This window comes from Pseudarthrobacter sp. PvP004, from assembly GCF_017876035.1.
In the GTDB taxonomy this organism is placed as follows: Bacteria; Actinomycetota; Actinomycetes; order Actinomycetales; family Micrococcaceae; genus Arthrobacter; species Arthrobacter aurescens_A.
Genome location: NZ_JAGINL010000001.1, coordinates 1,495,455 through 1,508,575, shown reverse-complemented (window position 1 = coordinate 1,508,575; position 13,121 = coordinate 1,495,455). Strand labels below are relative to the sequence as shown.

The following is a 13,121-nucleotide window of genomic DNA, read 5'->3' as shown; positions in this document are numbered from 1 at the left end:
AACTCTCTCCCGGTTGGCTTCCCTTACGGCCGGTGTTGACCGGCGAGGGGGCAGGTGAACGGGTCTGCCGCCGCGAGGCCGACGGTGTTGAGGTAGCGGATCACGATGGAATAGGAGCGCATCAGTGAGGTCTCGGTGTAGGGGATGCCGGTGCGAACACAGTGGGCTTTGACCAGCTGGCTGGCTTCGCGAAGATGCCGGCGGGGCATGTCCGGAAATAGGTGGTGTTCAATCTGGTAGTTGAGCCCTCCCATGAGGAACGTTACGAACCCGCCACCGGTGATATTGCGGGAGGTGAGCACCTGCCGGGATAAGAAGTCGGCACGACTGTCTGCGGGCAGTATCGGCATGCCTTTGTGATTCGGCGCAAAGGTTCCGCCCATGTACAGCCCGAAGACGGCGACCTGAACCCCGATGAAGGCCACGGCGATGCCAGGGGACAACACCAGGAACAGCAGACCGATGTAGGTCCCGAAGCGCACCCCAAGCAGGCCAAGCTCGAGCCAGCGGAACTTCACGGGCCCGCGCTTCAGCAAGTACTTCAGCGAGTCGATGTGTAGCGTCCATCCGAGGAACAACAGCAGCGGGAAAAGGAGATACCCCTGCCGTTTCCCATATGCACGTGAGAATCGTCCACGGTTGGTTGGCACCTCGTTGTGGAAGACAATGGCGCCGGGGGCGATGTCCGGATCCCGGTTGACTACATTCGGCCGGGCATGATGCCTTGAGTGTTTGTCGGTCCAGTAGGCGTAGCTCATGCCCACCATCAGTGTGGCGATTAGCCGTGCAGCCCACTCGTTGGCGGCCCGGGAGGTGAATACCTGTTGGTGTGCTGCTTCGTGGCCGAACAAAGCGAACTGCGTGAACACAATACCGAGTGCGGCAGCGACCACAAGCTGAAGCCAAGAATCGCCCACAAAGAAGAACGCCACCAAGACACCCGCGCCGGCGATGACCAGGAGTGTCAAGAGCAGGAGGTAATCTCGTCGGCACCGCTCAAGCAGTCCAGCTTCCTTGACTGACGTCAAAAGGCCTGCGTAGCTGCTGGTAACTTTGTTGATCCGGATTCCGGAACGTGCCTGTTGGGGTGGCGGCGTGAGCGTGGGCACCACTGGTGGGGGCTGGTCGATGAGCGACAAGATGTTGCCTCCTCGTATGCGCTGAACATGCGCTGCCGAGGTCTGGGGCAACAACACCAGCGTAGGCACGAAGGGCACCGCGAGTCCATAGGAAAAGGACTCTGCCAGGCAATCCCTTGCAGGCGGGCGCCCGGAAAAGCACTAGATCATCAAGGTGCGTTTGACGATGCTTTCGGCGACGTCGCGGAGATTTTGCCGGGAGGAGCGGGCGTGTGCGCGCAGCACGTTGAAGGCACTGTCCATGTCGAGGTTTTTTGTTTGCGCGATGACACCTTTGGCTTGCTCGATGAGCACTCGGGTGGTCAAGGCGCGCTGGAGCTGTTCGTTGAGGACGCCTGCTTCCCTGATGGTGCGTTCTTGGAGGAGGCTGATGGTCGCAACATCGGCCATGGCCTGGGCGATCGAGGCGTCTTCGGGTGTCAGGGCGCCGGGTTGCGAGCCGAACAGACCCATCGCGCCTATAACCCGCGTGTGGACACGCATGGGCACAGCGTGCACTGACCTGAAGCCCATGTCCAAGGCAATCTGCTGGAATGCCGGCCAGCGCTCTCCCAAAGCGCTGATGTCATCCACAGTGATAACGGAGCCGGTGTGGTAGCACTCCACGCACGGGCCGGCTCCGGCTTCGAGCTGCAGCAGTTCCACGAGTTGGCTTTGCTCGCTGGTGGAGGCAAGTAGTTGTAGGATCCCGTCGGCGTCGGAGAGCAGCAGGCCGGCTTGGGCTGCGTCGAGTAAATCAACGGCGTCCTCCACGAGGGTGTGCAATAGGTCCAGGACGTCGTAATCGGCAACGAGGGTGTCGGTAAGCTTCACGAACGTATCGCTGAGACGCTCGGCCCTGCTCTTCATGACCATCTCTGCATTTTACTGTGAATCGGTACCGGCGGCGCCCGTCGTCGGGGTGAAATCCAGCCGTCGGCTGACGACGTCTGAGGCAGTGTCCTGCAGCGAGCGTCCGCTGGCGAAGGCATGGCCGCGCAGCAACTGCAACGCTTCTGCAGCGGTGCTATCGGTCTGGACCAGCACCATACCGGTTGCCTGGTGGATTTCCCGCCGGGCCAGCGGGACGCCCGCCGAGTCGGATTCGCTGCCGGGCATCAATCCGCGCAGTAGAGTCCAGGCCGTTCGGCTGGCAAGCCGGGTGGCCCCGTTGACCTGGGCGGGGCTGAGGACGCGCGGCGCGTTGCAGTAGAGTTCTGCCACGCCTATGACCAGCCCGCCGGCAAGCAACGGGAAAACAAGGAAGGCTTGCGCATTCGTCATGGCTGCAGCTTCGGCGAATGCGGGCCATGAGCGGACTCCTGGGGCACCGAGGTCAGGGATCATCACGGGCAGGTGCGTGCGGAATACATCCCACCGCGGTCCGTCCCCGAGATCGTACTGAAGCTCATCGAGCCGTGCAGCCGTAGCGTCCGAGGCACACATCAAGGTTTCGGCCGCAGAACCGCCGAAGACGGAAATGGCTGCACCATCAAGGGGAAGTTCCTGGAGGAAAGCGGCACAGAGATCGCCGTGGGTACCGTACGTCGCCGCCATCTGCTCAAACATGGTTCTTCAGAGCTCTTTTGTGATGGCTCGGCTGCACCAACGACCACCACTCGTTTGTTTTGCAAGACAGCCGCACAGTAGCTGCTTCCTCAACCATAGACCCGCGCAGTGCTGTGTACCGGTTGCCCCTGCCCGTCCGCGCGGCTGGGTGGTCTTGAGTTCCTAGGATTTGCTTTGTTAGTATGACAGGACAAACTTAGGAGAGTAGATATGCCGCTTATTCGTATCGACGTTAACCAGGGCCGCTCGCCAGAGGAGCTGGCCGCCCTTAGCCGCACGATCCACGATGCCATCCTCGCGGAGTATGGAATCCCGGAGCGGGACTACTTCCATATCCTCACCGAACACCCGCAGGGTCAGATTGTCGCCCAGGATGCAGGTTTAGGTTTTGAGCGCAGTTCCGCCGTTGTCATGATCCAGATTTTCACTCAGGGTGGTCGCAGCCAAGAGGCCAAGAGCTCCCTTTTCGAAGCTATTGCAGGCCGTCTCGCGGACGTGGGGATCGCGGGCGAGGACGTCTTTGTGGGCTACGTGGAGAACTCGCCAGGTGACTGGTCATTTGGTTTTGGGCGAAGCCAATATGTCACGGGAGAACTGGCCGTGCCCCGCAAGTAATTGCGCTCTGTGTCATGTTGTAAATATGTCAGTACAAACCTTTGACAGGACATTAAATCTGGTGCAAAGTAGTCATGTGGCCCCGCTCACTGAGGGGTGGCAAGGCATTGGGGCCCAGCGCTCAAAGGTTCAGAGTTCACAAGAGAAAGGTCAACGATCACCGTGACCCACGAACTGCTTACGATCGGGCGCATCAGCGTTGATATCTACCCGAATGACATCGGAGTGGACCTGGAGGACGTGACGTCCTTCGGCAAGTACCTGGGAGGTTCCCCTTCCAACGTGGCCGTCGCCGCTGCGCGCCACGGCCGCCGCACCGGTGTCATCACCCGCACCGGCGACGACGCCTTCGGGAAGTACCTGCACCGCGAACTTCACAAGTTCAACGTTGACGATTCGTTCGTTTCCCCGGTGGCTCAGTACCCCACGGCAGTGACGTTTTGCGCGATCAAGCCTGCAACGGACGAGTTCCCGCTCTACTTCTACGGCCGCTTCCCCACGGCGCCCGACCTGCAGATCAAAGCCGAAGAGCTGGACCTGGAGGCCATTGGGAACGCCGGTATTTTCTGGTCCACCGTCACCGGTCTGTGCCAGGAGCCCAGCCGCAGCGCGCACATCGCTGCCCATGAAGCCCGTCCCCGGACCGGCTTGAATCCAAGCCAGTTCACCATCCTGGACCTGGATTACCGCCCTATGTTCTGGTCGTCCGAAGAAGAAGCCCGCACCGAGGTCGCCAAGATCCTCCCGCACGTCACTGTCGCGATCGGCAACGACAAGGAATGCGCTGTTGCCGTGGGTGAGGGAACGCCCGATGAGCAGGCAGACCGCTTGCTGGCCGCCGGCGTCGAAATCGCCGTCGTGAAGCTTGGCGCTGAAGGCGTGATGGCCAAGACCCGCACGGAACGCGTGGTCTCGGCGCCTGTCCCGGTGGAAACCGTCAATGGCCTGGGCGCCGGCGACTCCTTCGGCGGCGCTTTCTGTCACGGACTGCTGTCCGGTTGGCCGTTGTCCGAAGTCCTCGACTACGCCAACGCTTCGGGAGCGATCGTCGCCTCCCGCCTTTCCTGCGCGGACGCGATGCCGACGCCGGACGAGGTCACCTCGCTGCTCGCCGAACGCGGCCGCCCCATACCCGGCGCCACCCTTGCAGCCTCCTCCACACTTGCAGAAGGAGCAGTTCGTTGAGCCTCAATGATGACCCACGCCGTTACGAGCATTTGAGTCGAATCCGCTTGGAGGACCCTGAGGCCGTCGCCCGTGCCGCGGCCACGCGCCGCCGCCACCCGGGCTTGAAACATGATGCCCAGAATTTCATTGTCGCCGCGGATCACCCGGCACGGGGCGCTTTGTCGGTGGGCACGCGGCCGATGGCGATGGCTGACCGCCGCGACCTTTTGGACCGCCTGCAGATCGCGTTGGCGAACCCAGCCGTTGATGGCATCCTGGCTTCGCCTGACATTATGGATGACCTCCTGTTGCTGGGGGCTTTGGAGGGCAAGCTCGTCTTCGGTTCAATGAACCGTGGCGGCTTGGCAGGTTTGGTCAATGAGTTCGATGACCGTTTCACCGGGCACACTGCAGCTGCGTTGGAGGCACTCGGCGCTGATGGCGGCAAGATGTTGACGCGCATCTGCCTGGGTGACCCGGACACCGTGGCCACTCTCGAAGCCACCGCCAAAGCCATTGATTCGCTGGCCGAGCGCAAGCTCATAGCCATGGTGGAACCATTCCTGTCGGTCCGTGACGCTCACGGCAAAGTCCGCAACGACCTCCGCGCTGACGCGGTGATCAAGTCCGTTGGCATCGCCGAGGGCCTTGGCTCTACCAGCGCCTACACCTGGATGAAACTGCCGGTGGTGGCTGAGATGGAACGCGTCATGGCGTCCACCACCATGCCTACCGTGCTGTTAGGTGGTGATCCTGACGGCAGTCCGGACGAGGTTTTCGCCAGCTGGCAGGCAGCCCTGGCCTTGCCCGGCGTTCGCGGCCTCACTGTCGGGCGGACCCTTTTGTACCCGCACGACGGCGATGTTGCAGGGGCCGTGGCGACGGCCGCCTCGCTGCTGAACAACAGCGGGCCCGTCCCGGCAATCGTCGAACCGGCTACCGCAGAGCGCCCATCGTCCAACCGCATCCCCGTGAAAGTATCGGAGTAAGAAACCATGGGAACAGCAACCCGTCGGATGACCGTGGCCCAAGCCGTGGTCGAGTTCCTTTCCAAGCAATACACTGTGGATTCCATCAATGGTGTGGAGTACCGTGAGCGGTTGATTCCGGGCACGTTCGGTATTTTCGGGCACGGCAATGTGGCTGGTGTGGGCCAGGCGTTGAAGCAGTACCAGGCTGCGGATCCTACGATCATGCCGTATTACCAGGGCCGCAATGAGCAGGCCCAGGTGCATCAGGCTGTGGGCTATGCACGTCATACCCGCCGCCGCCAGACCTTCGCGATCAGCACCTCGATTGGCCCGGGTTCTTCGAACCTGCTGACAGGTGCCGCTTTGGCCACCACCAACCGCCTGCCCGTCCTGCTGCTGCCGAGTGACACGTTCGCCACACGCGCGGCGGACCCTGTACTCCAGCAGCTGGAACTCCCGTACGCCTACGACATCACGGTCAACGATGCTTTCCGTCCTCTGTCCAAGTTCTTCGATCGGGTTTCGCGTCCGGAGCAGTTGTTCTCCGCGTTCCACCACGGACTTCGTGTCTTGACGGACCCGGCTGAGACCGGCGCGGTGACCATTTCGCTGCCACAGGATGTCCAGGCTGAGGCCTTCGATGTCCCGGAAGAGTTCCTGGCCGAGCGTGAATGGCGGATCCGCCGTCCCGAGGCCGAGGATGACGACATCCGCCGCGCCGTGGAGGCTATCCGCGCCGCGAAGCGCCCGCTGATCATTGCCGGCGGCGGCGTCCTCTACGCCTACGCCAACGACGAACTTGCCACCTTCGCTGAGCTGACGGGCATTCCGGTTGGCAACACACAGGCCGGCGTGGGCGTCCTGCCGTGGGACCACAAGCACTCCCTCGGTGCCATCGGTTCAACCGGCACGACGGCGGCCAACGCCATCGCAGCCGAAGCGGACCTCATCATCGGGATCGGTACGCGGTACGAGGACTTCACCACCGCGTCCCGTACGGCGTTCCAGAACCCGGACGTGAAGTTCGTGAACATCAACGTCGCCCCGATCGACGCGTACAAGCACGGAACCACGTTGCCGATCGTCGCTGACGCCCGCAAGGCCCTGGTAAAGCTGAACCAGGCCTTGGGTGGTTACCGGGTGGGTGCCGACCTGGAAGAGAAGGTCGCAGCAGAGAAGAAGCGCTGGAACACCATCGTGGACGAGGCCTTCGAGACCCGCTTCACGCCGTTGCCGGCCCAGAACGAGATCATCGGAGCCACCAACAAGGCAATGGATGACCAGGACGTCGTCATCTGCGCCGCCGGTTCGCTGCCCGGCGACCTGCACAAGATGTGGCGCGTACGCGACCCCTTCGGCTACCACGTGGAGTACGCGTACTCCTGCATGGGCTACGAAATCCCCGGAGGCTTGGGCGTCAAGCGTGCAGCGCTGGCCGAAGCCGCAGCAGGCGGACCGGATCGGGACGTAGTTGTCATGGTGGGGGACGGCTCCTACCTGATGATGCACACCGAACTGGTCACCGCCGTCGCCGAACGCATCAAGCTGATCGTGGTCCTCATCCAAAACCACGGCTATGCCTCCATCGGCTCGCTCTCCGAGTCCCTCGGTTCCCAGCGCTTCGGCACGCAGTACCGCGTCCTAAATAAGGAACAGCACAGCTTCGACGCCGGCGAGAACCTTCCCATCGACCTCGCCACCAACGCAGAATCCTTGGGCGCGAAGGTCATCCGGATCGAACCTGGCGAGAACGTCATTGATTCACTGGGCGCCGCCATCAAGGAAGCCAAGGCCGCCCCGGAAACCGGACCGATCGTCATCCACGTCGAATCCGATCCGCTGCTGGACGCCCCGAGCTCCGAGTCCTGGTGGGACGTTCCCGTCTCACAGGTCTCAGACCTCGAATCCACCCAGCAGGCCTACAAGACGTACACCGACCACAAGAACCGCCAGCGCAAGCTGCTCGGCTAGTCACAGCCCCGCCCTAAAAGCCACAGACTAAAAGGAAGTCCGCACATGTCGACGACGACCACACTGACCACCATTCACCACTTCATCAACGGCGCCGAGACCACAGGCGAAGGGGACCGCACCCAGCCCGTGTACAACCCGGCCACCGGCCAGGTTGCGGCTGAGCTGCGCCTGGCCAACGAGGCTGACCTGAACACCACCGTTGCCGCGGCCCGCAAGGCGGCGGATTCGTGGGGGGATATTTCCCTGGCCAAGCGCACTGCGGTGTTGTTCAAGTTCCGTGAGCTCGTCGCCGCCCACGTGGACGAACTGGCTGAGTTGATTACCGCCGAGCACGGAAAGGTCCTTTCCGATGCGAAGGGTGAGATCGGCCGTGGCCTGGAGGTCATCGAGTTCGCTTGTGGCATTCCGCAGCTGCTCAAGGGCGACTACTCGGACCAGGTCTCCACCGGCATCGATGTTTTCTCCTTCCGCGAACCCTTGGGCGTTGTTGCGGGCATCACCCCGTTCAACTTCCCGGTCATGGTGCCGTTGTGGATGGCTCCGATGGCCATTGCCACCGGCAACGCGTTTATCCTCAAGCCCTCCGAACGTGACCCCTCCGCCCCGATGCTCCTGGCAAAGCTCTGGAAGCAGGCCGGCCTGCCCGACGGCGTGTTCCAGGTCCTCCACGGCGGCAAGGAAACCGTTGACGGGCTGCTGACCCACCCGGACGTGGACGGCATCTCCTTCGTCGGCTCCACCCCGATCGCCCAGTACGTCCACGAGACCGCCACCAAGCAAGGCAAGCGCGTCCAGGCCCTGGGCGGTGCGAAGAACCACGCCATCGTGATGCCCGACGCCGACCTCGACAACGCCGCCGACCACCTCGCAGCTGCCGCGTTCGGCTCAGCGGGGGAGCGCTGCATGGCCATCTCCGTCGCCGTGGCGGTCGGAGATGCCGCTGACCTGATCGTGAAGAAGGTCGAAGAACGCGCCCTGGCCATCAAGGTCAAGAACGGCACCGAACCCGACGCCGACATGGGTCCGGTCATCACCCCGGCTTCCAAGGAACGCATCGTCAAAATCGTCACCGAGGCCGAAACCGCCGGCGCAGCAATGGTCGTTGACGGCCGCGACCTGGTGGTCCCCGGCCACGAAGAGGGTTTCTGGGTCGGCCCAACGGTGATTGACCACGTCAGCACCGAAATGACCGCCTACACCGAGGAAATCTTCGGACCTGTCCTGGTAGTGGTCCGCGTCGAAGACCTCGAGGCCGGCATAAAGCTGATCAACTCCAACCCCTACGGCAACGGCACCGCGATCTTCACCTCCTCCGGTGCGAACGCACGGAAGTTCCAGCGCTCGGTGACCGTGGGCATGGTGGGCATCAACGTCCCCCTTCCCGTCCCGGTGGCCTACCACTCCTTCGGCGGGTGGAAGAACTCCCTCTTCGGCGACAAGCACATCTACGGCCCCGAAGGCGTGTCCTTCTACACCCGCGGCAAGGTCATCACCTCCCGCTGGCCCGAACCCACCCACGCCTCCGGCGCCTCCTACAACTTCCCCTCCAACTAGAATCCCCACCGCCGCCCTCGCCTCGCAAGCTCGGCCAGGTAACCCTGGCGGCGTGGGCCCTGCTAGAGAAAGACACCGTTGTCATGACTGACGTCGAGAACAAGCTCATCATTGGTACCGCCCCGGACTCCTGGGGTGTGTGGTTCGCCGATGACCCCCAGCAAACTCCGTGGGAGCGTTTCCTGGATGAAGTTGCAGAGTCCGGCTACAAATGGATTGAACTGGGTCCGTACGGCTACTTGCCGAACGATCCCACGCGGTTGGCTGAAGAGCTCAAGCAGCGCGACCTCCGAGTCACCGCGGGAACGGTCTTCACCGCCTTCCACCGTGGCGCCAATCAGTACGACGAGGCATGGGAACCGGCCCGCAAGGTAGCCGAGCTGACCGCAGCCATGGGCGGTGAACACATCGTGGTCATCCCCGCGATGTGGCGCGATGATGTCACCGGTGAGGCAGTGGAGAACGGTGAACTTTCCGACGAACAGTGGGCAGACCTCTTCGCCGGCCACAACCGCATGGGCAAGGTGCTCCTCGAAGACTTCGGTTTGCACCAGCAGTTCCACTCACACGCGGACTCCCATGTTGGTGCACAGAGGGACATCGAAACCCTGCTGGCTGCAACGGATCCGCAGTACATGAACCTCTGCCTGGATACGGGGCACGCTGAATACTGCGGGGCGTCCAGCCTGGAACTCATCAAAAACTACCCGGACCGCATTGGCTACTTGCACCTCAAACAGATCAACCCGGACATCCTTGCCGAGGTCAATGAGAAGAACATGACCTGGGCAGCTGCCAACCTGGCCGGCGTCATGACCGAACCGCCGAACGGCCTTCCGGACCTGCGCGCGGTCATCGAAGCCGTAGAGGGACTCAACAGGCCCATCTTCGGCATCGTGGAACAGGACATGTACCCGGTAGCGTTCGATGTTCCGATGCCCATCGCCAAGCGGACCCGCAATTACCTGCTTTCCTGCGGATCCCGCACCCGGATTCAGTAACGCCGTCCACTAGCAAACCAACTTTCACGAAGGACAGATACAGTGACAAAGACTCTCCGCGTTGCCGTCATCGGCGCAGGCCGCATGGGTGCGGACCACATCAAGCGCCTCAGCACGCGCATCCACGGCGCTGAAGTAGCCGCCGTCGTCGACGTTGACCTGGCCCGCGCGCAAGCCGCAATTGAAGGCATCGACCGCGCCGTTGCGCTAGCCAGTGCCGACGAAGCGCTCAACAACGGCGACGTGAATGCCGTCTTGATCGCCACCCCGGGCTTCCTCCATGAGGAAATCCTGTACAAGGCACTGGAGAAGGACTTCCCGATTCTTTGCGAGAAGCCGCTGACGCCGGACGCCGGGAGTGCCTGGAAGGTTGTCCAGGCTGAGCAGGCGCTGGGCCATAAGCGCATCCAGGTGGGCTTCATGCGCCGCTTCGATGCCGAATACTCGGCGTTGGGTGCGATTATCCGCAACAGCGAATTGGGGGAGCTGTTGATGTTGCACCACCAGCATCGCAACCCGAGCACGCCCGAGGGCTTCACCAACGAGATGCTGATCAACGACTCCGTAGTCCACGAATTCGACGCGATCCGTTACTTCACCGGTGAAGAAATCACCTCCGTGCAGGTCCGGTTGGGCAAGCCCACCCGCAGTGCGCCCAGCGGCCAGCATGACCCGCAGCACGTGCTGCTGGAAACCGAGTCCGGTGTGTTGGCCGACGTCGAAATCTACGTCAACGCCAAGTTCGGCTACCAGGTGGCCACGCAAGCGTCTTTCGAAGAGGGCATTGTGAGCATCGGGAGTGATAACGGCCCGTACGTCCAGTCCGCGGGCAAGTGGGGCGGCAACGTCACCCCCGGTTTTGAAGAGCGTTTCGGAGCGGCATACGACGTCGAGGTGCAGGCTTGGGTGGATGCCGCCCTTCGCGGCGAAATCGGCGGTCCAACCGCTTGGGACGGTTACGCCACCGCAGCCTGCTGCGAGGCCGGGGTCGAGGCCCAGAAGTCGGGCGAGAAGGTCAAGGTCCAGCTGAACACCAAGCCGGATCTCTACAAGTAGGGGATAGTCGCCATGAAAATTGCACTGGATCCCACACCGTTCCACCACAGCCACACCCTGTTGGAGTTTCCCCGCGTTGCTGCAGATCTTGGCTACAAGTACCTGCAAATGACCCCGCATGCGGACCTCATCCCGTTCTTCAACCACCCCAAGGCCGATGACGAACTCGTGGGCAAACTTAAGGCAGCCTGCAAGGACGCCGGCGTCGAAATCGCCTCGGTCCTGCCCGTCCTGCGCTGGTCGGGTCCGGACGAGGACGCCCGCGAGGCCGCAGTCCGGTATTGGAAGCGAGCCATCCAGATTGCCGTGGATCTCGGCGTCCAGACGATGAACACAGAGTTCAGCGGCCGTCCGGAGAAAGCCGAGGAGTCCGAGCGCGCGTTCTACCGCTCCATGGAGGAGCTGCTCCCGATCATCGAACGCGAGGGTCTGGACGTCCTGATTGATCCGCACCCGGACGACTTCGTGGAGGATGGCCTGGCCGCACTCCGCGTTATCAGGGGCGTCAACTCACCGAACATCGGCATGGTCTACGTCGCTTCACACAGCTTCCACATGGGCAACAAGCCGTTGGAGATCATGCGGGCCGCGGGGGACAAGCTTCGTCTGGTGCACGTCTCGGACACCATGAACCACCACGCCTCCCACGGCCTCCGCTACATCACCAACCCTCCCGGCAACGCCGTCCGCGTTCACCAGCACCTGAAGATCGGCGACGGCGACGTGAACTGGGACGAGTTCTTTGGGGGCTTGAAGGAGATCGGCTTCCTGGACAAGGAGAACACCGTGATGGTCTCTTCGGTTTTCGCCGAGGACGAGAACGCGGAAGACGTCTCCCGCTACCAGCTCAAGACGATGGTGGACTACGTCGCCCGCACAAAGTAAGGGCCGGAGCAACCCCTCCTCTACTCCCGCGGTCACCACAAAGAAGACGCCCGACGCCGGCAGGCATCGGGCGTTTTCTGCGCCATGGAGCAATGAAACTTCAGAGTGCGATCACAACATTTTCCAGCGCGCTGCGGCGTGCCGCGTCCAGGACTTCCAACGTACGGATGCCTTCGGACGCCGGCACAGGTTCAGGGCCGTCGCCGCGGACGGCCCGCGCGAACTCGGTGTAAAAGCCGGTGTAGTTTCCTTGCTCCGACGGAACGGTCCCGCGGCGGTCTTTGAGGGACAACGTACCCCAATGTTCGGCTGCATCGATTCCCCAGGTTTCGGGCTCGGATATCGGTCGGCGTCCCGCCAGGAGGGCGTCCGCCTGGACGTCCGAACCTGACGCGACGTAGCTTCCCCGGCTGCCATAAGCACGTAGTTCCCTGGTGGTGGAGTGGTTGAGTTTGCTGGCGGATACCGTGGAGACCGCTCCGGAAGTGTGGGTCATGGTGACGAAGAAACCGCAATCCGTACGCTCTCCAAACCGGTCCGTCCAATCGAGGGTGGCGTGGACGTGGCTCACCGGACCAAGGAGCCACAACATCTGGTCAACAAGGTGGCTGCCGAGGTCACGCAGCAACCCTCCGGCCGCACCGAGCTCCAAGCTGTCGGCGTTGTCCTGGTCCATGATCGAGTGAACCCGCCATATCTCGCCCAACTCTCCTGATTCCAGGACCTTTGCGAGTGTCAGGATGTCTGCATCACGGCGACGATTGTGGAAAACGTTCAGGGTCACTCCTGCTCGCTCCGCAGCCTCCGCCAGCGAACGCGCCGACTCTGCGGTAGGGGCGAAGGGCTTGTCGGCCACAACATGGACGCCGGAGTTGATGGCTTCCATGACCAAGTCGTGCCGGGTGTGCGGCGGGGTGGTGATGGTGACGGCATCCACTCCGGCGGCGAACAATTCGCTGAGGCTCGCGTAGGTGGGCAGCCCCGGGAAGTCCGACTCCACTGAGGCTTTTGTTGCGTCCGAGCGGGCTACAATCCCCACCAGTTCGATGTCTTCAGCTGCTTCAATGAACGGTGCATGGAAGTACTTCCCGCCTGCTCCGTATCCAACAATGCCAAGACGCATTTTCTATCCTTCCATTTGTGATCCGGGAGGTAAAAAGATGGGGACGGCGCATGAGCGCCGTCCCCATCCAGGCCCGGCGGTTAACCCC

At 62.3% G+C, this 13,121-nt stretch carries 12 protein-coding genes; 8 read left to right on the top strand and 4 right to left on the bottom strand.

Annotated features, from left to right (window positions below; all coding sequences use genetic code 11):
- Positions 1 to 23 precede the first annotated feature (23 nt).
- From J3A64_RS06880 to J3A64_RS06870, 3 genes are all read right to left on the bottom strand, one after another.
- Positions 24 to 1,217, bottom strand: coding sequence for an acyl-CoA desaturase (locus J3A64_RS06880; protein ID WP_143711700.1), 1,194 nt, complete (start codon positions 1,215 to 1,217; stop codon positions 24 to 26).
- A 63-nt stretch (positions 1,218 to 1,280) separates the two neighbouring features.
- Complete coding sequence (locus J3A64_RS06875) at positions 1,281 to 1,994, bottom strand: GAF and ANTAR domain-containing protein (RefSeq protein WP_011774663.1); 714 nt, start codon at positions 1,992 to 1,994, stop codon at positions 1,281 to 1,283.
- A gap of 9 nt (positions 1,995 to 2,003) precedes the next feature.
- Positions 2,004 to 2,687, bottom strand: coding sequence for a GAF and ANTAR domain-containing protein (locus tag J3A64_RS06870; protein ID WP_210063880.1), 684 nt, complete (start codon positions 2,685 to 2,687; stop codon positions 2,004 to 2,006).
- Between the two features lie 210 nt (positions 2,688 to 2,897).
- On the opposite strand from J3A64_RS06870, the gene J3A64_RS06865 reads away from it, so the two are divergent.
- The 8 genes from J3A64_RS06865 (at position 2,898) to J3A64_RS06830 (ending at position 11,910) form a co-directional block, all read left to right on the top strand.
- Entirely contained in the window at positions 2,898 to 3,302 is a 405-nt protein-coding gene (locus J3A64_RS06865; protein ID WP_011774665.1) for a tautomerase family protein, read from the top strand.
- A gap of 162 nt (positions 3,303 to 3,464) precedes the next feature.
- Entirely contained in the window at positions 3,465 to 4,487 is a 1,023-nt protein-coding gene (iolC, locus tag J3A64_RS06860) for a 5-dehydro-2-deoxygluconokinase (RefSeq protein WP_043806057.1), read from the top strand.
- Positions 4,484 to 5,458: a hypothetical protein gene (locus J3A64_RS06855; protein WP_011774667.1), complete on the top strand. Its 975-nt coding sequence runs from the start codon at positions 4,484 to 4,486 to the stop codon at positions 5,456 to 5,458. The genes iolC and J3A64_RS06855 overlap by 4 nt, the downstream gene beginning before the upstream one ends.
- Before the next feature lie 6 nt (positions 5,459 to 5,464).
- Positions 5,465 to 7,411 (top strand): 3D-(3,5/4)-trihydroxycyclohexane-1,2-dione acylhydrolase (decyclizing), encoded by a 1,947-nt coding sequence (gene iolD, locus J3A64_RS06850; RefSeq protein WP_210063879.1) that lies wholly within the window; start codon positions 5,465 to 5,467, stop codon positions 7,409 to 7,411.
- A 45-nt stretch (positions 7,412 to 7,456) separates the two neighbouring features.
- The gene (locus J3A64_RS06845; RefSeq protein WP_210063878.1) at positions 7,457 to 8,968 is read left to right on the top strand and encodes a CoA-acylating methylmalonate-semialdehyde dehydrogenase; all 1,512 of its coding nucleotides are present in this window, start codon (positions 7,457 to 7,459) and stop codon (positions 8,966 to 8,968) included.
- Between the two features lie 83 nt (positions 8,969 to 9,051).
- On the top strand, positions 9,052 to 9,969 hold the full coding sequence (locus J3A64_RS06840; RefSeq protein ID WP_210063877.1) for a sugar phosphate isomerase/epimerase: 918 nt from the start codon (positions 9,052 to 9,054) through the stop codon (positions 9,967 to 9,969).
- Positions 9,970 to 10,011: 42 nt separating this feature from the next.
- Positions 10,012 to 11,025 (top strand): Gfo/Idh/MocA family protein, encoded by a 1,014-nt coding sequence (locus J3A64_RS06835; protein WP_210063876.1) that lies wholly within the window; start codon positions 10,012 to 10,014, stop codon positions 11,023 to 11,025.
- 12 nt (positions 11,026 to 11,037) lie between these two features.
- Entirely contained in the window at positions 11,038 to 11,910 is an 873-nt protein-coding gene (locus tag J3A64_RS06830; protein WP_210063875.1) for a sugar phosphate isomerase/epimerase family protein, read from the top strand.
- Positions 11,911 to 12,010: 100 nt separating this feature from the next.
- On the opposite strand, the gene J3A64_RS06825 is transcribed toward J3A64_RS06830, so the two are convergent.
- Positions 12,011 to 13,033, bottom strand: coding sequence for a Gfo/Idh/MocA family oxidoreductase (locus tag J3A64_RS06825; protein WP_210063874.1), 1,023 nt, complete (start codon positions 13,031 to 13,033; stop codon positions 12,011 to 12,013).
- Positions 13,034 to 13,121: the final 88 nt, after the last annotated feature.

Excerpts from the sequence above, each read along its gene's own strand:
- J3A64_RS06840 (WP_210063877.1), top strand. The coding sequence starts at position 9,052 with ATGACTGACGTCGAGAACAAGCTCATCATTGGTACCGCCCCGGACTCC.
- J3A64_RS06825 (WP_210063874.1), bottom strand. The coding sequence starts at position 13,033 with ATGCGTCTTGGCATTGTTGGATACGGAGCAGGCGGGAAGTACTTCCAT.
- J3A64_RS06875 (WP_011774663.1), bottom strand. The coding sequence starts at position 1,994 with ATGGTCATGAAGAGCAGGGCCGAGCGTCTCAGCGATACGTTCGTGAAG.
- J3A64_RS06830 (WP_210063875.1), top strand. The coding sequence starts at position 11,038 with ATGAAAATTGCACTGGATCCCACACCGTTCCACCACAGCCACACCCTG.
- J3A64_RS06865 (WP_011774665.1), top strand. The coding sequence starts at position 2,898 with ATGCCGCTTATTCGTATCGACGTTAACCAGGGCCGCTCGCCAGAGGAG.
- iolD (WP_210063879.1), top strand. The coding sequence starts at position 5,465 with ATGGGAACAGCAACCCGTCGGATGACCGTGGCCCAAGCCGTGGTCGAG.
- J3A64_RS06845 (WP_210063878.1), top strand. The coding sequence starts at position 7,457 with ATGTCGACGACGACCACACTGACCACCATTCACCACTTCATCAACGGC.
- J3A64_RS06870 (WP_210063880.1), bottom strand. The coding sequence starts at position 2,687 with ATGTTTGAGCAGATGGCGGCGACGTACGGTACCCACGGCGATCTCTGT.